The organism is Paenibacillus sp. FSL F4-0087 (assembly GCF_038020215.1).
In the GTDB taxonomy this organism is placed as follows: domain Bacteria; phylum Bacillota; class Bacilli; order Paenibacillales; family Paenibacillaceae; genus Paenibacillus; species Paenibacillus taichungensis.
The window spans coordinates 6,004,601-6,026,223 of record NZ_JBBODJ010000001.1; the positions used below are offsets into that span (position 1 = coordinate 6,004,601).

General features: G+C 41.1%; 23 protein-coding genes. 18 read left to right on the forward strand and 5 right to left on the reverse strand.

Translation table 11 applies throughout. From position 1 onward, the window contains the following. Window positions 1-16: 16 nt before the first annotated feature. The gene (locus MHB84_RS27395) at window positions 17-976 is read left to right on the forward strand and encodes an aldo/keto reductase (RefSeq protein WP_076288805.1); all 960 of its coding nucleotides are present in this window, start codon (window positions 17-19) and stop codon (window positions 974-976) included. Window positions 977-1,029: 53 nt separating this feature from the next. After that, window positions 1,030-1,461 carry an organic hydroperoxide resistance protein gene (locus MHB84_RS27400; protein WP_076288804.1) on the forward strand — a complete coding sequence of 144 codons (432 nt, stop codon included), beginning with the start codon at window positions 1,030-1,032 and terminating at the stop codon, window positions 1,459-1,461. A gap of 180 nt (window positions 1,462-1,641) precedes the next feature. Here MHB84_RS27400 and MHB84_RS27405 read toward each other — a convergent pair whose 3' ends face one another. After that, window positions 1,642-1,887 carry a hypothetical protein gene (locus MHB84_RS27405; RefSeq protein ID WP_143764646.1) on the reverse strand — a complete coding sequence of 82 codons (246 nt, stop codon included), beginning with the start codon at window positions 1,885-1,887 and terminating at the stop codon, window positions 1,642-1,644. A 210-nt stretch (window positions 1,888-2,097) separates the two neighbouring features. On the opposite strand from MHB84_RS27405, the gene MHB84_RS27410 reads away from it, so the two are divergent. Then, on the forward strand, window positions 2,098-2,973 hold the full coding sequence (locus MHB84_RS27410) for an enoyl-CoA hydratase/isomerase family protein (protein WP_076288803.1): 876 nt from the start codon (window positions 2,098-2,100) through the stop codon (window positions 2,971-2,973). Window positions 2,974-3,038: 65 nt separating this feature from the next. Here the strand turns inward: MHB84_RS27410 and MHB84_RS27415 are convergent, their stop codons facing one another. Together MHB84_RS27415 and MHB84_RS27420 are read right to left on the reverse strand one after the other, a co-directional pair. Beyond that, on the reverse strand, window positions 3,039-3,911 hold the full coding sequence (locus MHB84_RS27415; RefSeq protein ID WP_076288802.1) for a LysR family transcriptional regulator: 873 nt from the start codon (window positions 3,909-3,911) through the stop codon (window positions 3,039-3,041). A 358-nt stretch (window positions 3,912-4,269) separates the two neighbouring features. After that, window positions 4,270-5,124: an alpha/beta fold hydrolase gene (locus MHB84_RS27420; RefSeq protein WP_076288801.1), complete on the reverse strand. Its 855-nt coding sequence runs from the start codon at window positions 5,122-5,124 to the stop codon at window positions 4,270-4,272. 327 nt (window positions 5,125-5,451) lie between these two features. Between MHB84_RS27420 and MHB84_RS27425 the strand changes: the two genes are divergently transcribed. From MHB84_RS27425 to MHB84_RS27460, 8 genes are all read left to right on the forward strand, one after another. Beyond that, the gene (locus tag MHB84_RS27425) at window positions 5,452-6,021 is read left to right on the forward strand and encodes a TetR/AcrR family transcriptional regulator (RefSeq protein WP_076288800.1); all 570 of its coding nucleotides are present in this window, start codon (window positions 5,452-5,454) and stop codon (window positions 6,019-6,021) included. A gap of 350 nt (window positions 6,022-6,371) precedes the next feature. After that, window positions 6,372-6,695, forward strand: a complete 324-nt coding sequence (locus tag MHB84_RS27430) for an NIPSNAP family protein (RefSeq protein ID WP_076288799.1) — start codon at window positions 6,372-6,374, stop codon at window positions 6,693-6,695. Between the two features lie 50 nt (window positions 6,696-6,745). Continuing rightward, complete coding sequence (locus MHB84_RS27435) at window positions 6,746-7,285, forward strand: NAD(P)H-dependent oxidoreductase (protein WP_076288798.1); 540 nt, start codon at window positions 6,746-6,748, stop codon at window positions 7,283-7,285. Next, window positions 7,285-7,914 carry a DsbA family oxidoreductase gene (locus MHB84_RS27440; protein ID WP_076288797.1) on the forward strand — a complete coding sequence of 210 codons (630 nt, stop codon included), beginning with the start codon at window positions 7,285-7,287 and terminating at the stop codon, window positions 7,912-7,914. The genes MHB84_RS27435 and MHB84_RS27440 overlap by 1 nt, the downstream gene beginning before the upstream one ends. An 88-nt stretch (window positions 7,915-8,002) precedes the next feature. Beyond that, window positions 8,003-8,662: an NAD(P)H:quinone oxidoreductase gene (gene wrbA / locus MHB84_RS27445; protein ID WP_076288796.1), complete on the forward strand. Its 660-nt coding sequence runs from the start codon at window positions 8,003-8,005 to the stop codon at window positions 8,660-8,662. A 58-nt stretch (window positions 8,663-8,720) separates the two neighbouring features. Further along, window positions 8,721-9,458, forward strand: coding sequence for an SDR family NAD(P)-dependent oxidoreductase (locus MHB84_RS27450; protein WP_076288795.1), 738 nt, complete (start codon window positions 8,721-8,723; stop codon window positions 9,456-9,458). A 29-nt stretch (window positions 9,459-9,487) separates the two neighbouring features. Further along, on the forward strand, window positions 9,488-9,730 hold the full coding sequence (locus tag MHB84_RS27455; protein ID WP_076288794.1) for a tautomerase family protein: 243 nt from the start codon (window positions 9,488-9,490) through the stop codon (window positions 9,728-9,730). 174 nt (window positions 9,731-9,904) lie between these two features. Then, on the forward strand, window positions 9,905-10,675 hold the full coding sequence (locus MHB84_RS27460; protein WP_076288793.1) for a stalk domain-containing protein: 771 nt from the start codon (window positions 9,905-9,907) through the stop codon (window positions 10,673-10,675). Window positions 10,676-11,154: 479 nt separating this feature from the next. On the opposite strand, the gene MHB84_RS27465 is transcribed toward MHB84_RS27460, so the two are convergent. Both MHB84_RS27465 and MHB84_RS27470 read right to left on the reverse strand, forming a co-directional pair. Further along, window positions 11,155-12,558, reverse strand: coding sequence for an MFS transporter (locus tag MHB84_RS27465; protein WP_076288792.1), 1,404 nt, complete (start codon window positions 12,556-12,558; stop codon window positions 11,155-11,157). 451 nt (window positions 12,559-13,009) lie between these two features. Then, window positions 13,010-13,543, reverse strand: coding sequence for a YbhB/YbcL family Raf kinase inhibitor-like protein (locus MHB84_RS27470; RefSeq protein ID WP_076288791.1), 534 nt, complete (start codon window positions 13,541-13,543; stop codon window positions 13,010-13,012). Window positions 13,544-13,722: 179 nt separating this feature from the next. Between MHB84_RS27470 and MHB84_RS27475 the strand changes: the two genes are divergently transcribed. From MHB84_RS27475 to MHB84_RS27505, 7 genes are all read left to right on the forward strand, one after another. Beyond that, the gene (locus tag MHB84_RS27475) at window positions 13,723-14,394 is read left to right on the forward strand and encodes a GntR family transcriptional regulator (RefSeq protein ID WP_076288790.1); all 672 of its coding nucleotides are present in this window, start codon (window positions 13,723-13,725) and stop codon (window positions 14,392-14,394) included. A 294-nt stretch (window positions 14,395-14,688) separates the two neighbouring features. Then, entirely contained in the window at window positions 14,689-14,955 is a 267-nt protein-coding gene (locus MHB84_RS27480; protein WP_076288789.1) for a CD3324 family protein, read from the forward strand. A gap of 156 nt (window positions 14,956-15,111) precedes the next feature. Continuing rightward, window positions 15,112-16,194, forward strand: coding sequence for a nucleotidyltransferase domain-containing protein (locus MHB84_RS27485; protein ID WP_076288788.1), 1,083 nt, complete (start codon window positions 15,112-15,114; stop codon window positions 16,192-16,194). Between the two features lie 220 nt (window positions 16,195-16,414). After that, a complete protein-coding gene (locus tag MHB84_RS27490) occupies window positions 16,415-18,388 on the forward strand; it encodes an elongation factor G (protein WP_076288787.1) in 1,974 nt (657 codons plus the stop codon). 160 nt (window positions 18,389-18,548) lie between these two features. Next, window positions 18,549-19,112, forward strand: a complete 564-nt coding sequence (locus MHB84_RS27495; protein WP_076288786.1) for a GNAT family N-acetyltransferase — start codon at window positions 18,549-18,551, stop codon at window positions 19,110-19,112. 98 nt (window positions 19,113-19,210) lie between these two features. Then, a complete protein-coding gene (locus tag MHB84_RS27500) occupies window positions 19,211-19,786 on the forward strand; it encodes a TetR/AcrR family transcriptional regulator (RefSeq protein ID WP_076288785.1) in 576 nt (191 codons plus the stop codon). 206 nt (window positions 19,787-19,992) lie between these two features. Beyond that, complete coding sequence (locus tag MHB84_RS27505) at window positions 19,993-21,033, forward strand: NADH:flavin oxidoreductase (protein ID WP_179087153.1); 1,041 nt, start codon at window positions 19,993-19,995, stop codon at window positions 21,031-21,033. The last annotated feature ends 590 nt before the right edge of the window (window positions 21,034-21,623 follow it).

Sequence of the window (21,623 nt, forward strand, 5' to 3'; positions counted from 1 at the left end):
AGGAGAGAGATATACCTTGAAAACTGTTCAGTTAAAAGACACACATATCCCAGCAGTAGCCCTAGGAACCTGGTCTTGGGGAACCGGTGCCAACGGAGGAGACGCAATTTTTGGGAATAACCTGATGGACGAGGATCTAAAACCCATATTTAATGAGGCAATGAATGCCGGATTGAATCTTTGGGACACGGCTGCAGTTTATGGCATGGGCGCTTCGGAAACGATTCTAGGAAAATTCATTCTTGGCAGAGATGACGTCCTGATCTCAACGAAATTCACACCGATGGGTAATCAGTCAGACGATGCTGTTGAACAGTCCTTTACTGGGAGCTTAAAACGTCTTGGAAAGGATCATGTGGATATTTACTGGATTCACAATCCGAAAAACGTCCAGCGTTGGACTTCCAAGCTGATTCCGTTAATGAAAAGCGGAAAAGTCAAATACGTAGGCGTTTCTAATCACAGCTTGGTGGAGATTAAGATCGCGGTGGACATATTGGCACAAGAGGAACTTCAGCTCTCCGCCGTCCAAAACCATTACAGTCTACTCTATCGCTCCTCAGAAGAAGCAGGCATCATTGAGTATTGCAAAGCCAATGACTTGCTATTTTTCTCCTATATGGTATTGGAACAAGGGGCTTTGACCGGTAAATATAGTGCGCAGAATCCTTTTAAGGCTGGAACCCGGAGAGGAGACGCCTTCAATGAAGAGGTATTTGCCAAACTGGAAAATCTAATCGAAGTGATGCGAGAAATTGGCTTCCGGTATCAAGTCAAACCCGCAGAAATCGCCATTGCCTGGGCAATCGCTAAGGGAACGGTACCGATTATTGGCGTGACAAAACCATCGCATATCACCAGTGCTATTTCCGCCGTTGACGTCAAATTGACGAATAAGGAAATTGAAGATCTGGAACAAGCCGCAAAATCGACCGATGTGGAAATTCGAGGTACATGGGAAAATAGCATGATCTAAATGATGCGTGAAACGAATTTAAGGAAATCAACAACGAAAAGGAGAGATCGAAAATGGATAAAATGGAAAAGAAATTGTACACGGCTACCGTAATGGTGGAAGGCGGAAGAGAAGGCAAAGCGGTGTCCAGCGATGGCATCCTTGATGTTGACTTAAAAGTTCCCAAGGAAATGGGAGGACCCGGCGGAGACGGAACTAACCCTGAGCAACTGTTCGCAGCTGGATTTGCCGCATGTTTTGAAGGTGCGCTAGGTGTTGTTCTGAGAAAACATAGAATCAAATCGGAAGGCACAAAAATAACGTCACATGTTACGATCGGCAAGGATGTAAATGACGGTTTTGTCTTGTCAGTAATCATGGACATCGCTATTAAGGGTGTAGAAACGAGCATTGCAAAACAAATGGTCGAAGAAGCTCACGATGTTTGCCCTTATGCTCGAGCAACCCGTGGGAATATCGAAGTTATCACGAACGTGGTGGGTTGATCTTAGAGCACGGATTGTAGAGTTTGCAATGGTTGCAAAATATTGATGTTGAATGGTTTCAAATTTAAGAACGATTATTCGATATTATTTTTGAACGATCGTTCTTAAAAAAGTTCATCGTCATCATGAACACGACGATGTATAAATGTCTCCATTCCCAGCATCATTCGGGATAGCGTTTCAGCAGACCTCGGCTCTTGGATTGTTTCCAGCTACTCGAATGGCTACGGTCATATAAAGTAGGCTCTCCGACACGCTGCCAATTCGAAGATTGTTGTCAGTCGGGCTCACGATACTTGGGCTTTCTTCCGTCTTCGGTATATTCGTGAGCAGTTTTAACACGTTGCTAATTGCGCGGATCGCGCAGTCCGCAGGCGCTGGTTCGATGGCGGAACTCGCTCTCATCAACGTCACTATGGGCTTCATGCTGCTAATTCAATTTTTCGGGGATTCATTTTCCGTTGCGGTTTGCGGAATGCTGCTTACTTTTCAAGATAAGTTTTCACTAGTTCATGCCTATAAATATGTGTACGTAGTCTTGACTGTGATCCGTATTTGCTCATTAATCGTGCTGTTGCGGTACTATGTATCCGGTCGTAAACAAGTCCAATCCCATTAATAAAAGGAGTATCTGATATGAATACAACCAACCAACTAACTATAAATCGCAAAACGCCTGCTTACTGGCGCGTAACGTTTCATAATTCACCGATTAATATGGTTGATCCAGATACAGTATATGAGCTTTTGGAGCTCATAGATCAAATCGAGAGCGACCCCGAGTTGAAAGTCGTCGTGTTCGATAGCGCCGATCCTGATTTTTTCATCTCTCATTATGACATGACACGGGCCGGAGAGAAGCAAAAAACGCCGAAAGACATCGATCTCCCGCCGCTTATGGACTTCACGACACGGCTTTCCAGATCGTCAGTCGTCAGTATCGTTGAAATACGGGGCCGGATTCGGGGAGTCGGCAGCGAGTTTGCCCTGGCATGTGACATGCGATTTGCTAGCCTGGAGAAAGCCATCTTCGGACAACCGGAACTGGCAGTAGGTGTTGTACCGGGCGGTGGAGCGATTGAGCAATTGTCCCGCCTATCAGGTCGTGCGCGTGCGTTGGAAATAATTCTAGGCGCGGGCGATTATGATGCCTTGACGGCGGAACGTTACGGATGGATAAACAGGGCGATCACCGACGTGGAATTGGAAGGCTTCGTAGAAAACCTGGCTCTAAGAATATCGGTCCTTGATCGCCAGGTGTTAAGTGATGCTAAACGGCTAATCAATCGTAACGGACTACCTGAGACTTCAGAATTGCAAGAATCCAGATCAACGTTTATTTTGGGAGCCATGAGCCCGGGTACGCAGGAGAAAGTTTCGAAAGCGATAGCTCTTGGATTTGGACGACAAGGGGAGTTTGAGCTTAATTTAGGCCAACGATTGCTGGGACTCTCCATTCAGGAGGATGCTGGCCAAGAAACAAAAGATAACATTTCTTTCATAAGTAAATAACTAAGTACGGTTACTAAGGTAGAAAGGATCCCAAGCGTGCCATAGATGGCGTTTGGGATCCTTTTTTATACATGAAAATGAGACCGCATCTCAGATAAGAATGCTGCCAAAGCTGGTGTAACTAACGCATCCTTGCGTCTGACGAATACGGTTTTGAGCAGGCTGTATTTATTGGGGATTTCGTGGCACTTAATTCGTCCTTGCTGCTCCGCTTCAATAATAAAAGAACGCGGCAAGAGAGATATACCTAGTCCAGCACCAACACAGCCGATGATGGTCTCTAGCGACCCGAACTCCATTAGATTTACCGGAACCAAGCCCTCTTCTTGGAGCAATTGATTAAATCTGGACCGGTAAGAACATCCCTCGAAAAAGACAAGAAGCGTGCGCAGCTCCATATCATGAATCGAAGCAATAGGAGGATGGGACACAGAAGTCACCAGTACCAGTTCCTCTGTAACCACTTCTTCTTGAACCAGATCTGGATGCTCCACAGGACCGGATACGAAAGCTCCATTCAATTCATAATGAAGGATGGCCTCGAGCTGCTTATCGCTTGGACCTGTAATTAGCGAAATTGCAACAGACGGATAATTCGTGTGATATTGGGTTAGGAGGGCAGGCAGACGGACAGCGGCGGTTGTCTCTACTGATCCAATCTGTAGCGGTCCTGACGGGACGGCAGAATCACTGACTGCGGATCTGGCTTCCTGTATGACGTGAAGTATTTTTTCTGCATAAGGGACCAGAATTTGACCTGAAGGCGTAAGCGTAATCCCTCTGTTATGACGGTAAAAGAGCTGTGTCTGTAGATCTGCCTCTAGTTGCTGAATTTTATGTGTAACATTGGATTGGGCAAAATTTAGTTTATTAGCAGCCTTGGAGATACTCCCTTCTTGGGCAGTGGTATAAAACACTTTGAGCAGCTGAATATCCATATTAACCTCCTTTGCAAGGCTTAGATACCTTCATTAATGATACTTAACATGTTATTTCTACTTTATGAACACACTTTCAAGACCTTATTGTAATTATAACAATGGCATGAGCAAGAAGAATAAGTGCGGAAGTAGCGAAAAGAGATCGAGGGAGCTTCAACGTGGTATAAAGAGGCCTCCGAAAGATGAACTGATTGCGCCTGTGAAGCAAGAACTGGGGTACAAACTGCCAGCCGCCTACATTTATAGGATGAAGCAGTATTGGGCGGCTGGGTTTGACACATCATTTACGATATAATTACAAGTTCAAAAAGGACGATATATAACATCATCCCATAGTCATCCTGTTATCGATCCTTCAAATTCCATTATCCCTCAAAAAGTTCAGCATCAATTCGCCGATTTCCAGCGCGTGTGTCTCCAATGCAAAGTGCCCTGTGTCTAATAAATGAATCTCCGCTTGGGGTACATCTTTTTTAAAAGCATTGGCACCAGCTGGAATAAATGATACATCATTCTGACCCCATACTGCCAATAAGGGCGGCTGGTATGTTTGGAGATACTTTTGAAATTGCGAATACAATCTTACATTGCTTTGATAGTCAAAAATTAAATCTAATTGTATTTCATCATTTCCAGCACGAGACATATAAGCAATGTCTAGAGTATAGCCATCTGGAGAAACTCTGCTTTCCTGTGTCCCTTGAACATATTGATTTTTGATCGTGTTAGGTGCAAATGCTGTCCGATAACTTTCTCTTTTCTCAGGAGTAGGATTATTCCAATAATCTTCTCGTGTTGCCCACTTTTCACCTAGTCCTTCACGATAGATGTTTCCATTCTGGCTTATTATAGCTGTTATACGCTCTGGACGATGCATTGCTATACGAAAGCCAATCGGAGCTCCATAATCAAAGACATATAACGCATATTTAGTCAGCATTAGTTTATCGATAAAAGACTCCATAATTTTAGTAATATGATCAAATGTATACTGAAAATTATCTCTCTCAGGTGAAGATGAATTCCCAAACCCTGGATAATCAGGAGCAATGACATAATAATCATTCTCTAACACAGGAATTAGTTCTCTGAACATGTGACTAGCAGACGGAAATCCATGAAGCAATAAAATGACTGGTTTATGTGGATTACCAGCTTTACGATAAAATACCTCTAATCCTTCGATTTCTACTGAATGATACACTGTCATATTTTAACCTCCTATTTTAACAATGATTATTCCCCACCAACAGAAAAGTAAACGATATTACGACCAGCTTGACCAGTATCCATGCTTTCTTTCTCTTTACTTTGCCTTATGATGATACATCGCTCTTGTCATCATGTATAATACAGAAAAAATATATCAAGTATCTTCATTTCAGATACCTAAGTTTGGTTTATAGAGGAATCTCGAAAATGAATCCCTGAAGGCAGGTGATCGCCGATATGCGGTCAGGAAGAAACTGAGAGCTGAAGCAGCAGCTGGTATTAACTCATAGTTGACAGCGTATCTATTAAAAGGTAGAATTCATGCATGATAAAAAACAATAATACAGCAGAAGCTATTTTAGACACTGCTCAGTCAATTGTACAAGAATTTGGATTCAACGGTTTCAGTTATGCACACATCGCTAAAATAGTAGGGATACGTACTCCGACTATTCATTACTATTTCCCAAATAAGGAGGATCTGGGAGAAGCACTGATCGAGAGGTATCACAGAAATTTTATTTCTTCACTTGCTCAAGTTGATACCGAAACACACAATAATCTGGAAAAACTACGCAAGTTCATCCTTCTTTATGGTGGACCAGTCAAAGATTATTGTACATGCATGGGTGTTATGCTTTCTACTGACCTAGCTTCTTTATCCAGTAAGACACAAGAAGGAATAGCCCAGTTGTTTACAACCAATTTGGAATGGTTAAAACGAGTACTAGAACAAGGGAGAAGTGAAGGCCAGTTAAAATTTACTGGTTCTGCAGATGTACTTGCGCATCAATTCCTTGCTTCACTTCAGGGTGCCCAACTAATAGCAAGAAGTTACCGGGATCAAAATAGATTTAATCTGATTGCCGATGGATTAATGTCCGCTTTAATATAGTTGAAAGCGGACATTTTTTTGCCCAAAATCTATTTATTAATAGATATAATACTATTGTTCTTAATAAATGAAATGGCAAGGTCCTCTATACATTAAATTTAGAGTTGACACTTTATCTATTAAAAGATAGAATGCAGTCAAACAGTAAATATTCATATCGAATTTATCTGAATATTTTCTATCTATTATTTATGAAGGCATTCAAATTAATATAGATTCACTATTTACTGTTGGTGAGATAAAGGAATGCTTTGTAAGAATTCATTGTATAAAAGAATATTTTTTTGACTTTTATCTATCTTTTAATAGATAGATTTCGAAAAAGTATTTAACAAAGGAGGTGGAAAAAGGTGCTATATGAGCTGCGAATTTATCATATTAACTCAGGTAAGATGAAGGTTGTTCAAGATAGATTTAGGGATCATGTTATTCAGTTATTTATTAATCATAATATGAAGATAACACATTTTTGGGAAGATTCTGATGAAGTGAACAATCGTCTATATTACATTGTTGAGCATGAGAATATGGAGTTGCGTAATCTTAACTATGATCGCTTCCGTAATGATCCTGAGTGGATTGAAGTAAAGAGAATCTCTGAGCTCGGTGGAGCATTGATTCATAAACAAGAAAGTATTTTCATGAAAGATGTACCTTTTTTTGAGAATAAATAACTATCAAACTCAAATGTAATTATAAAAATAACTTGAATGGAGCTAATAAAATGAAAACTTTAGTAATCGTTGCACACCCCAATATCGAAGAATCCAGCTGGAATAAATCATGGATGAAGGAATTACAAAAACATGATGATATTACTATTCATGAATTGTACAAAACGTATCCTGATGAAAAAATTGATGTTTCTAGGGAGCAGCAATTGATTGAGGCGCACGACCGAATTATTTTCCAGTTTCCGCTTTTTTGGTACAGCACGCCGTCACTGTTGAAAAAGTGGTTTGATTCTGTACTGCTATATGGCTGGGCATTTGGTCCGGAAGGTACTAAAACAGTAGGTAAAGAAATCGGTGTAGCTATTTCAACCTACGGAACTGCAGAATCGTATCAAGCTACCGAGTTCAATCGATTTACTCTGCAAGAAATTTTGCGACCGATCGAAGCACTGGCTCATTTTATCAGCGCATCTTATCTTCCTCATTTTTCATTAAATGACACTTCCGATGTTACGGAGGAACGATTGGAAAAAAGCAGTCTTGATTACGTTCATCATGTTCAAACGGTAAAGCCAGTTGTGGTTAAATAATGAAAAATTTAAGTATAGACGTGTTCATGGACACGGTTTGTCCGTGGTGCCGCATGGGAACATCAAGTTTGCAAACCGCTTTAAAACAATTGCCTGAAGATACAGAGATAACCGTCCGTTGGCATGCTTTTCAGCTTAACCCTGGTATGCGTCCTGAAGGAGAAGAATATCGGAAAGTTATGATTGGCCGTTTAGGCGGTGCTGCACAGTTTGAAGCCAGAATGCGGCAGTACAACGAATATGGAGCTCATTTCTGCCTTGAATTTAATATGGATATTGTGAAATTCACTCCTAATTCTACGCTTTCTCATCAGTTAATTGCTATTACTCCAGAGGAGTTGAAAGAGCAACTGATTGAGAATATATACACGGCTTACTTTGAAAATGGAATTAATATTGGTGATGTTAATGAACTTGTGGAACTAGGAAAAACAATCGGAATTAACAATGCTGCTGAACTAAAATTCCGCCTTTTAAACGGCGAAGGGCTTGAAGAAGTTAAGTTGGGCCAACGTGACGCTCAAAATCTAGGGATCAGAGGTGTTCCTTATTTTGTAATCAATAATGAAGTCCACCTATCTGGTTTAAAATCTCCCCATGAATTTATACAAGCATTTGAAAACATCTAAATATCTATATTAAATGCACTTATCGGAAATTAAAAGGAAATGAAGCTGTATTTTTATCAGATAATAATTAAATTTGGAGTGACTAACCATGAGTTTATTTAAAAAACTGTTCAAAAAGGAGATTACACTAATGTCGAAAAAAGTGAATTTAGCGGTTATTTATTATAGTTCTAACGGTACAAACTTTCAGCTGGCTCAATGGGCGGCGGAAGGTGGTCGTAAAGCAGGGGCAGATGTAAAAGTTTTAAGGGTAGCGGAAACTGCGCCACAATCTGTTATTGATAGTAATCCATCTTGGAAATCGCATCTTGAAGCAACCAAAGACATTCCAACTGTTTCTTTAGCAGACTTGGAATGGGCCGATGCAATCATCTTTAGCATGCCTACACGATTTGGTAATCTACCAGCTCAGATGAAGCAATTCCTTGATACAACAGGTGGACTTTGGGCTCAAGGTAAAACGATAAATAAAGTCGTGAGTGCAATGACCTCCGCTCAAAATTCCAATGCTGGACAGGAACAAACGATCCTTCAACTGTACACTTCAATGTACCACTGGGGTGCAATTGTTGCAGCTCCAGGATTTACTGACCCATCTGTTTTTGTGGCTGGAGGTAATCCATATGGCACAAGTGTAACGGTGAATCAAGATGGGGCTATGAAGGAAGACGTGCGTGCTTCTGCTGAACATCAAGCAAAACGCACTGTAATGATTGCAGGACGGATTAAAAACAGCCTAGAAGAATAATGAAGATTCGTTGAGCCATATTTATTCAACATAAATAATCATAAGGGGATAATAACACATGACTATTCAGGGGAAAGTATTTGTAATAACTGGAGGAAGTAGCGGTCTTGGGAAGGCTATGGCAATTGAAATGGTGATGCAAGGAGCAAATGTAGTTATCAACGGGCGCCGAGAACAAGCACTAGCTGAGGTTGCTAAAGAAATTGATCCTACAGGAAAGCAAGTTCGGTTTGTTGCAGGTGATATTGCTGACCCTATGGTTGCACAACAATTAATCGATGAAAGTTTGACTCATTTTGGACGTATCGATACATTGGTTAATAATGCAGGTATCTTCTTATCCAAGCCTTTTACAGAGTACTCGGAAGAGGAATTTACAACGTATTTATCCACTAATGTTATTGGATTCTTCCATATTACGCAACGAGTGGTGGCTCAGATGTTGAAACAAGGCACAGGACATATTGTTACCATTACGACGAGTCTAGTAGACCGGCCATCTACTGCGGTTCCTTCCGTACTGGCTTCACTAACAAAGGGTGGTTTGAAATCTGCAACGAAATCGTTAGCTATTGAATATGCTTCTCGTGGTATTCGAGTAAATGCAGTTTCGCCCGGAGTTATTAAAACACCGATGCATTCCGTCGAATCCCACGAAGCCCTTGCTGAGCTACATCCATTGGGACGTATGGGTGAGGCACATGAAGTTGTGGATGCCGTTTTATTTTTGGATTCGGCTAAATTTATTACAGGTGAGACAATTTATGTTGATGGTGGTCAGAATGCTGGTCGCTAATTAATTCAAATGGGATAGGAGAGATATCGATGCCGATTGTTACCATTCAAGTAACCCGCGAGGGTACTACGCCTGATCATCAATCTGTCACTGCAGAAGAAAAAGCGAAGCTTATTAAAGGGGTTAGTGAGCTTTTACTTGATGTTCTGAACAAACCACTAGAATCAACTTTTGTCGTTATTGAAGAGGTAGATACTGAGAATTGGGGCTGGGGTGGGTTGCCTGCATTAGAATATCGTCGACAACTTGCTGAGAAAAAAAAGGAACTATAACTATATAGAAAAGTAGTATTGATGATTGAACGCAGCATGCTTTGAAGTTGTTGGCTGTTATTCTAAAGGAAAGAAAATCGATTTAAGAACGATCGTTCAAAATTACTTTTGGATGATCGTTCATATCTCTCTGCGTGACAGCTTCATTATCATCCTTTTGTAAGATGTCCTTGATTGCTTGCTCCAACCGATCATCCTGAATATATTGGACCACTCAGAGAGCTGACCAAGTTAACGAAATTGAACCTTTCGGAAAACCAGATCAAAGATCTTAATCCTTTGAAAAAGATGACAAAGCTGAGCGAATTAGACCTTAAGTCAAATTTGGTTTATGATCTAGCTCCTTTAAAATCTCTTGAATTTCTTAATGTCTTATACTTAGATAACAACCGGGTATGGAATTTAGAACCTATTCGCAATCTTACGTTCAATCATTATTATGATACCGGAGGATTTGTGACCTTCTTGCAATTAAGCAACAACTATTTGGATCTGAGAGATCCCCCGCCTTCCAAAACGCTTAAAATTCTCAATGAGCTAGATGGGGAAGCGTCTCGCCAGAGCCAACTAAAATTTCAGAGATTGGTAATAGGCAGTACTACCGCTTATGTCTGGGAAAGTCCCTTTAAACTTACCCATGCTCCGTTTATTGCTTCGGGCCGTACGTATGTGCCCATTCGGTTTGTGTCTAAGTGGTTAGGTTCGGAAGTGAGTTGGGATCAAAGCAAAAAAGAGGTAACGATCCGCAAAGGCAGCAGGACGATTCATTGGACTGTCAATGAGAAGAAAGCAAATGTAAATGGAGAAACGGTATCCGTTGATGCACCGTTGTTGTTGAAGAATAACAGTACATTTGTACCGGTACGCTTTGTATCCGATGTTTTGGAATCTTCCGTAGAATACATGGCAAATCCTAAAACGGTACTCATATTCGAGAAGAAATAGACGGCTATTGTAAGGAAAATACGGTGAGTCAAAGTTGGTTAAACAAAATCCCATTATTTATTAATATAAGGCAAGCTAGAGTATTAGCCGCGTTCTATAGAAGCAGAGATTTTAACGCTCCTGATTGGAGCGAATGGGATGAGCAAGCCCGACGCTTCTACTATGAAAATTTGTTAAATAACACTCCCTATATTGATATGGACTTTTTGTGTTAACGGATACGATATTTTAACAAAGCCGAAGGGCCATCCCACAAAGGGATGGCCTTTAACCTTGCCGATACAGACAGCACAGAGAAACCGTAATAAGTGTGATTCTAATTAACAGCATAGAACCTAAGAGTTATAAATTCTCAGCAAGAAGAATGTCACTTATTAACTTTAAATGAACTGGTATGCAGATTTTTTGATTAAGCAGGCTAGATTTGATTATTGAAGTTATCTAACCCGATCTGACCTAGCATTTCCATAGTACCGTGACTAAGTAACTGGTTCGTTATTCATCTTTTCGTCCTTAGCCAAATTACCTGTTCGCCTGAATTGGACATAATATAATGCAGCTACGGCAACGATAAGAATGGGAAGTATAAGGAAAATATTGCTATATACAAAAGTTGCACTGTTTTGTGGTATCGGATTTAAGCGAATGGTCGATGTGCCCAGGTCTAGTATCTTGCCGATAACAGCTGTTGATGTGGCCGTAGCGATAAAAGTGACCATCGAGAATAAGCCCATCCCTACGCCGATATTCTCTTTTGAGAGTGTACGTGAAACCGTGTTTGACATTGCAATTTGCATGAACGATTGACCAAGAACACCAAAAATAAGAAAGATCGCTATAAATACTGGCGACATACCAACGACTGAAGACAAAGAAAGAAAACCGATAATAAGAAGTGCAGCTGCAGTAAACACAAGGAAACGATTTCCCTTATCATCTGCTAATTTACCGCCTTGTCGACCCAAAAGCGCTGCCATTAAAGACGACGGCAGCATAACTATTCCGATGAAAACCGGTGACAAGTGGTTTACAGAAGAAAGTAGCTGAGGTGTAATGAATGGAAAGGCAAAGCCAATCCCGATCATGACGAAAGTAATAATTAGACCGAATGAAAACGGTTTGTTTCGAAATATGGCCGGGTTTATGAATGGGTTTGGTGTATAGCGTATACGTAGTACGAAAAAAATGAAAATAAGAATCCCGCCTAAGGCAAGCCAAACACTTCCGTTTGTTAAAGCCAGTAACAAAATGGCTATGGTACCGGCCAAAAGAATTCCGCCAATATAATCCATTTTTCTGGAAACTCCCTTTTCATCATCTAAATATTTCCGATACATCGGCAAAGTAAGTAATGATAAAAGCGAGATTACAAATAGTACCCGCCAGTTCCATGTACTGCTTACCACGCCGGCAATGATCGGACCAAAGGCCAAACCCAATGAAAATCCGATTGCAACGGTACCTAATGCACGACCGCGCCTTTCAGGTGTAAAGTAACGAACGGGTACAATCATAGAAATCGCCGGAATGACTGATGCACCAGCTGCCTGTACAACTCGCCCCACAATGACTATCCAATATTCACTAGCCACTAAGCCAGTGACAGATCCAATTGCAAAAAGTAGTAGGCCAAACGTCAATAAATTCTTCAAGCTGTATCTGTCTGTCAATTTACCGTAAGTTACCGAGCCAATTGCATACACAATCATATAGCCTGTGATGATCCAACTCGCTTGCGATGAAGAAATTTGAAATTGTTTACTGATATTAGGGAGTACAATATTAAACATGGTTGCATTCATGACGGATATGATGAGTGTAAAGACAAGTAAACCAAGTAATAATTCTCCTTTATTTTTTTGAACGCTATGATTAGTTTGCATTGGAATGCCTCATTTCTATAGGATAAAACTGTATTGATGAAATAACGAGCCTGTATTCCTTTGATGATAAAAGTTTCATCTGGTTAAGCCTACAATGTAATGTTTTAAATACTTCGCTGACAGAGATGGTCAACGCTAATTTACTGAAAAGTCCTCAATGATGAGGACTTTTCAGTTTTTCTGGATATATTTTAAATTTCACTTTGTTTTTAATCTTGCTCCCGCAGCCGCAAATGACGGTATGTTTCAAAATTATAATTGGCTGCTGGCAATTGGGGCATACATGATGATGTGGCTGATCGTTCAGTTTCACCACTTCCTCCGTACTTGACTCCGCATTGTATGGAGTACTTTGTTTTTCAAACCTTGTTGTGTGCAAAAAAAATCGTAAACACACATAAGATACTCGGAATTTTTCATATCATTCTTTCCTATGCTTCAACATCTTGGTTTACTTGATTTCCCCTGTTGCCATGAGAACTGCTCTCCCCAGCGTATGACTCAGCATGGTGAATCCAAGGAGAGCTGGCGTGGAATTAGGGGCGACACTAATATTTTCGACGTCCAGCGCATGAACGACAAAATAATATCGATGAGGACCGTGTCCCGCTGGAGGCGCTGCACCGATAAAGCGTTCAAGTCTCAAATCATTCGGTAGTTGCAAGGAGCCTTGCGGCAAACCGCTGGAATACTCGTCACCTGCGCCTGTAGGTAGCTCGGTTACGCTGGCAGGGATGTTGATAACGGCCCAGTGCCACAACCCCGATCCAGTTGGGGCGTCCGGATCATATGCAGTTACGACAAAACTCTTTGTCCCGTCGGGTGCACCCGACCACTTCAAATGGGGCGAGAGATCTTTACTTCCCTCTAGTGTTGACATCTCCGAATAATGCTGGGTCGGTAGAGGATGTCCCTCCATAATGTCATTACTCTCCAACTGAAAGACTGCTACTTCTGGCAATTTGGAAAATGGATTGTTGTTCATTGTAAATTACCTCCTTTTATTTTCATTTTCGATAATATATTAAATAATCGATTCTGTAAACAATAATCGTTTTTATAATTCACTATCGAATTTAATGTTTGTTTTTTATTGATAACGGTGTAAACTATCTACATACAATTACGTAGAATTATAATGTGTAAGAAGGAAGGTGCTGTTTCATGGCCAAACGGAATGGTTCGTCCACCTTAAGCGAGAATGTCAGGAAGAAACTACAATCCGATATTTTGACTGGACAATATGAACCGGGCTCTCCATTAAAAGTTGCGGAATTAGCTAAAGCTTTCGAAGTCTCAGTTGCTGTTGTTCGCGAAGCGTTGACGCGATTGGCGACTCAGGGTCTGGTACAGCAAAATCCTAACCACGGATTTTCAGTAAAGACGGCGTCGGAGGAAGAGCTGAACAACATCATACAAGCGAGATTAATCAATGAATCTGAAGCTTTACGCCTATCCATCGCCTATGGTGATCTCACATGGGAATCCAATGTAATTGCCGTGCATCACAAGCTATCGCAAACGGCTGAGTACAAGGAAGGGAATGAAAAGCTTGTTGTCCGCGAAGAATGGTCTGAGATTCATCGTCAATTTCATTACGAGCTTATTGCCGCATGTCCGAATCCAGTTCTCTTGGATATCTGCAGCAACCTTTGGGATTTGAGCGAATTTTATCGACATTGTTCCCCCCCGCAACAGCAAGTACGGGATGGAATCGCTGAACATAAGGCATTAGCAGATGCTGTTCTTAGCCGCGATGGTGAACGTGCTACACAGATCTTTAGAGCACACATCCAACTAACCGCAGAGGTCTTATTCGACAACCATTGTTTATAAGATTCAAAAGTTTAAATCAAAACTTAACGGTTACCTGGAGAATTGGTTAAATACGGAGATACTTAATATTCGCATTAGCGATTTCTTGGTTAATCTAACTATTTTCTATGGAGGTGAGGCTATTGAAAACAATCGGGGTAGGTTTCTTATATGCATGGCTCTATGCAAAGCCAGTAAAGGATATGGCAATGCTTTGCATAGAGCTTAGGGGAAATCACATTGCCAACGACAAATCGTAATATTCTACTAACTGGCTTTGCACCTTATTGATTTATTAAATAAGGAGTGAGGCTTATGAAATATTCAAATGCCGAGTTCGTTTTTCCCGAAGAACTGCTACGTATCATTCAGAAATACGTTCAAGGCGAATTGATTTATATCCCCAAACCCAAAGAGGCACACCTAAAATGGGGCGAGACAACACAAAGCAAAAGTAGGGTCTCTGCTCGAAACGCTGAGATCAAATCCTTGTTTCGCAATGGAGTCAGCATAGAGGATTTGGCGGCTCAGTATTTCTTGTCCTACGAAAGCATAAAGAAAATTGTTTATAGTAAGAACTAATGAAACCCGCTAAATGGTCGTATCGACGGTTTAGCGGGTTTTGTGCAAAGATGGATTTAATCAACTTATACATAGAAACCGCACCTCTACATCGATAAACTCAAGTTAAGGTTGTTGGGATGAAGAACGGCCTGCTTGCATGAAGGGGTGTAAAGAATGAACAAAATCATGAAGAAGAAGCTGCTGGGCAAAAATGAACTGTTGATTAACATGGTTATCGAACGCGCAAAAAGAGATTTTCTAGACGATATCGCCATTATTGGGCTTACGGGTTCATTTAGCACCGGGGACTTTCACGAGAAGAGCGATCTTGATTTGATTATTATCAACAATACAGAGAGGGGATGGGGAATATCCGATTGCTTCATCTTGGATGACGTTGGATATGACATCTATTGCACGCCATGGGATTCAAGAATACAAGAGCAATCGACATTAGAGAGTCCCAACGTATCGAGCCTAACCGAGCTCAAAATACTCTACTATGCTAAACCTGAGGATTTGGAGAAATTGAATGACTTCAGGCAAAAAGCTCTTGATGCACTTGCGAGTCCGATAGGAGAAGAGTGTCTTAATCGAGCAAAAAAATGGATCGATCTGGCTAAGCAAGCATACAGCGATACGATGCTAGGTGAAGATATCGGTTCAGTGCGACATGCATCTGCCGACGTTCTGTACAATCTAGTTAATGCCTTGGTCAGTATGAATAACACGTGTATCAAACGTGGAATCAAGCGATATTTGGAAGAGATACGCTCGTTTCGCTATGTTCCGGATGATCTCGAATCCTTATACATGTCAATCATCGAAGCTCATACCATTGAAGATATCCGAATAGCATCATTTAAAATGTTGAATGGCGTTACAAGGTTACATAGTACGATGTGTGATAACTTCATTGTTAAACCTACTCCTAACTTTGATAATCTGAGGGGAACATACGAAGAATTGTGGTGCAACTACTACAATAAAATCTTGAACAGTGTTACAACAAATGATGCTTCCTACGTCTTTCTTTCAGCCTTTGGAGCACAAGGGTATCTTGATGAAATGGCTGTGGAGAAGGGGACCAAGAAATTTGATCTTATGCAGTACTTTGATGCAAGTAATTTACCAGTAATGAAAGAGAAGTTCCTTGAAGTGATGGATGAATATCTAGACGAGTATGATAAGGTTGGCAGAGAAGTTAAACGCTTTACAACCTTCGAGCAACTATATGACTATTATATGAATCATTGACCTACCTTATAAAGAAAGGGCCGTGAAGAATTAGTTTCTTTACGGTCTTTTTCATTTTGAGTTTATCTAGATGGATAACGAATCTGAAGTTGAAGGTTTGTAATAAAATTCATAAAAAGTATAATAAGAGTATTACATATAAGGAGCGTGAATAGTATGCAAAAAAATACTATGACTATACAAAAGGAGAATAATATGAAAATAAAAAGGATGATAACGATTGAGAAATATAAATATAGGGATTCTTGCGCATGTAGACGCAGGAAAGACGAGTTTAACTGAAAGATTACTTTTTGAAACGGGTATCATATCTGAAATCGGCAGTGTAGATAAAGGAAATACGCAAACAGATTCTATGGAAATGGAACGACAACGAGGAATTACCATCCAATCTGCTGTCGTTTCTTTTACGGTTAATGATGTGAAAGTGAATTTGATTGATACACCAGGTCACCCCGAATTCATCTCTGAAGTTGAGAGGGCTTTACGAGTATTAGATGGAGTCATCCTTGTCATTTCATCTGTCGAAGGTATTCAAACTCAGACACGAGTTTTGATGAAGACACTTGCTAAATTGAGAATCCCTACAATCTTTTTTATCAATAAAATTGATCGTGTGGGTGCTAGGTACGAATCGTTACTAACTGAAATCCATGATAAATTGACACCCCATGCTTTAGCAATGGGCTTTGTTTATAATATCGGCACATCAGCTGCGCATATGGAATTGTTCACGGAAAATAATCAGAAATTTATGGAAGACCTAGCAAATCGTTTAGCTGATAATAATGAACGCTTTCTCGAACGATATCTTTACAGCTCTGAAGAATTAGCCCCTGATGACTTTGAATCGGAGTTTCTAGAACAGTTCAAGCAAGCACAGCTTTATCCGGTGCTATTTGGTTCAGCAATTACTGGTAGGGGCATTCCCCATTTGATTACAGCCATACAGAATTGCCATTCTTCCGTTCATTATGAAAATACTCCTTTTACAAGAGGGAGAGTTTTTAAAATTGAACGTGGAAAAAACGACGAAAAGATCGCTTACGTACGAGTTTTCTCTGGTGAAATCAAAATACGTGAGAGTCTTACCTATTATCGGATGAATCAAACAGGAGAAATTATCAAATTTACCAACAAGGTCACGGGGTTGAAGCACTTCTTTTCTGGAAAAACAACAGATGGAACAATTGCTGCAAGTGGAGATATCGTAAAAATTATGGGTCTAACAGACTGCCAGGTTGGCGATGATATCGGTGTTCCTTCCAATGAAACGACCGAAACCCTGTTCTCGCCGCCTAGTTTAGTAACAACGATCAAAGCCTCTGACGAAAACGAGACCATTCATTTATTCAGAGCATTGAAAAAATTAGCCGAACAGGATCCATTTATTCATATCAAACAGAATTCTCTTCAAAGGGAGCTATCTATTCATCTTTATGGTGAAATTCAAAAAGAAGTGATTCGGGATCAACTGAAAAAAGACGCTCAAATCGATATCGAATTTCTTGAGACACAGCCTATTTATATTGAAAAGCCTATCTTTACAGGGGAGGCAGTTGAGAGAATGGGAGACAAGGGAAACCCATTTTATAGTACTATAGGCTTTCGTATTGACCCGAATCTTCGTTCAACCGGTATTGAATATCATTTAGAAGTAGAGCTCGGCTCCCTACCTTTATCGTTTCATAAGGCAATTGAAGAAACCGTCTATGAGACGCTTAAGCAAGGACTATATGGTTGGGAAGTTCGCGATCTAATTGTGACACTTACGGATACCGCCTATGCAAGTGCAGTTAGTACAGCTAGTGATTTTCGAAAATTAACGCCTCTTGTGTTAATGAGAGCACTAGCTGAAGCAACTACTCAAATTTATGAACCCATTCATCGGTTCGAATTAGAGGTTCCTGCTAATTATCTAAGTAGGATTTTATTTAAACTAACTCAAGCCTCTTCAACCTATCAGGATCCGATTCAGAATGACCAGGTATTTATGATATATGGCATGATCCCGATTAAGAATATTCAGTCATTCAAGAACCAACTTCCGGGTTGGACCCAAGGTGAAGGTGTATTGCTATCCGAATTTTATGGCTATGAGCCCTTCGATGGTGAAGTGCCATCATGTACAAGATACGATCATAATCCATTAAATCGGAAGGAATATCTCTTACATGTTTTGAATTCGGTGTAAGCTGATAAAGCGAGTAAAAAGCAGCGTACAAGTGGTGTACACTGCTTTTTCTTTGACTCATTTATAAAAGAACTAGACAGTAGAGTGCCTTCTACAGACGTTTAACACTGTTATTAGTAGAGGCGTTATTTGTTATGATAGAAATCTGGGGGCGAATGAGATGCTGGAATTAGAGTTTACTACTATAGATGAGTGGGATGAAGCATTGTGGGCGCGGATGGAGCGAATCTATCATGAGGCTTTTCAAAGCGGCGCTAAGACAAAAGCGATTCTGCGCAGTATGCTTGACCGGGGGATTGGTTATTTACACACGGGCGTGCATCATGGAGAAGTGGTTGCGATGGCTGTTACTGGACTGGAGGGGAAGGCTGCGGACCGCATTCTGATCTTCGATTACCTCGCGGTTGAACAGAAGCTGCGCGGGTTGGGCATAGGGACCTGGATGCTGGAGCAGCTTAGAGCCTGGGCGTTAAGGGAACACGGGATCAAAGGTATGATTATCGAGGCGGAGTCCGGGACAACGGAGGCTCATCAGGAACGCATTCAGTTCTGGCAACGTAACGGGTTCATCCTGACCTCCTATGTCCATCAATATAAAATGGTGCCAGAGCCGTATCAGGCAATGATGTTTCCGCTGGATAAAAGCACGCATGTGCCTGATGATGGTGAAGCATTGTTTCGTTATATCAATGCTTTTCACAAGGTTGCTTACCGGAAGAGTTAGACTGCATTCAAGGGACCTGCAGGAAATTTCCGTAGAGATTAGCTGACGTAAAATGATCAGTTATTGACTACATGGTCAATAACTGATATATTAATCCCATGAGCAGACCAAGAGAATTTGATGTCGATCGTGTATTACACCAGTCTATGGAAGTGTTCTGGAATCAAGGCTTCAAAGCAACTTCTTATGAGGACCTTACGCGTACTACAGGAGTCAAAAAGCAAAGTTTGTACTGTGTTTTTAAAGACAAGCGATCATTGTTCCTGAAGGCGCTGGCACTTTACCGTGAACAGGTTATAGCGAAACTGAAGGAGATTGAAGCCTTGGATTCGTCTCCCGGTGATAAACTGGATGCCTTACGAGAGTCCCTTTTAGACGATGAAATTGGCTGCCAAGGGTGTCTAATTGTGAATGCATCCCTTGAATTCGGAACAGAGGACGAGCAAGTCACACGCGAAGCTGAGCTCATGGCAGAAGAGATTCAACTGGTATTAGAGAAGATCATAAGTAGCGGTCAGAAACAACAGTTAATTTCCAACCGGTATACGAGTATAGAGCTTGCATCTTATCTAAATAACACCATCCTGGGTGTGAGAGTTATGGAGAAATCAGGTTCATCCCGTGAACAGATCGAGACGGTTCTGCGTACTTCATTTGGCATGATCATGTCTTGATCTTTTTTTTGTTAAATTCTTGACTACGAAGTCAAAAATAAATTTAAGGCGGATTAATACACCACGAAACCTTGAAGGAGGTGGGGCTTTTCAATAAAAATCGTGTATTGATTCATTTGGAAGTAACGTCTAGCTGTTAACCAGGCTGGTAGCTGTTTAACATCTCCTAGTTCAACTTATATAAAACTAAATATTTGGAGGTTATTATGAATTATTCTCAATCCATAGAAGCATTGTTCCAGCCTATAGAGTTAGGTCAATTGAAATTATCCAATCGGATCGTGATGGCGCCGATGACGCGTCAATTTTCTCCGGAAGGTATCCCGGGTTCGAATGTTGCGGGCTATTACCGCCGCAGAGCAGAGAACGCAGTGGGGCTTATTGTGACGGAAGGGACGATAATTAATCACCCGGATGCATCCAATCAAGCCAATGTGCCGCACTTTTATGGGGAAGCTGCAATGAATGGGTGGGCACATGTTGTATCTGAAGTACATGAAGCTGGCGGTCGAATTATTCCACAGATCTGGCATATGGGAGCCAAAGGTCATGTTAATGATTATTCGGAAGCTGAGATTGCTACAATCGTTCAGGAATTCGCAAAAGCAGCCTCAGAAGCGAAACGCGTTGGGTTCGATGGTGTTGAAATCCATGGAGCACACGGCTACCTGATCGACCAATTCCTGTATGAGAAAACCAACTCTCGTACGGATCGTTACGGTGGAGATATGATGGCTCGCACACGTTTTGCAGTTGAAGTGATTGAGGCTTGCCGTGAAGTAGTTGGACCGGACTTCCCGATTGTACTGCGTTTATCTCAGTGGAAGACAGATGATTATCAGGCTAAATTGGCTGAAACACCGGAATTACTGGAGCAGCTTCTCGCACCGTTGGTTCAAGCTGGAGTCGATATCTTCCACTGTTCCACACGCCGTTTCTGGGAGCCGGAATTCGAAGGTTCTGATCTGAATTTTGCTGGATGGACCAAAAAACTGACTGGCAAACCGACAATCACCGTTGGTTCGATTGGTCTTGATGGTGACTTTACAAGTCTGTTCACAGAAGGTAAAGGCGCAAGTAACGTCGGTATCGATGGATTGGTACAACGACTTCAGAATGATGAGTTTGATTTGGTAGCTGTAGGACGCGCTCTTCTGGTCGACCCTGAATGGGCTAAAAAAATTCAAGAAGGACGCACCGATGATCTGGTTCCATTTACAAGAGAGGCGATGACCGTACTTACTTAATTGCAGTTATACTCATTAGGAAGATGTATCTGATAAAGAAAAGCAGTGACATACCAACGTAGCAGTTGGACTGACCCCATAACTTGGGAGAAATAAAACACCTTCAAGAAAATGAAGCCCTGTCATAAGATAGGGAGATCATCTTGGAGGTGTTTTTGTAATGGCAATATCGAGGGACAAGAACATGTTCCTATTTCCGACTAGACGTCTATCTAATCGCATTTTGCCCATTAATTCATTAAGCTAACGGCAGGTTAGCGTGGTGCAGCGGCTCTTTTGTTTAGATAATATGCAAAGGTTCAAGAGGCCTTATCATCTATACAATTAGTATTTAAGTCAGAAAATTCAATGCGATAGAAAAGTCGAATGGAATGAGCTATCCACGGATTCAACTGATTGAGGTTGGTCCATAGGTAGGCAAAGCCATACTCTCACTTATACAATTCGTGAGATAGGCGAATTCAACGATTTGTATCTAAAGAGCCTGACGATTTCGCCTTGGTTTCGGGAATAGGGTGTCCCGGTAGAAATTGAACGCAAAGCATGAGTTAGACGTACAGACATCCTGCGATTGATTGTTAATAAAATGC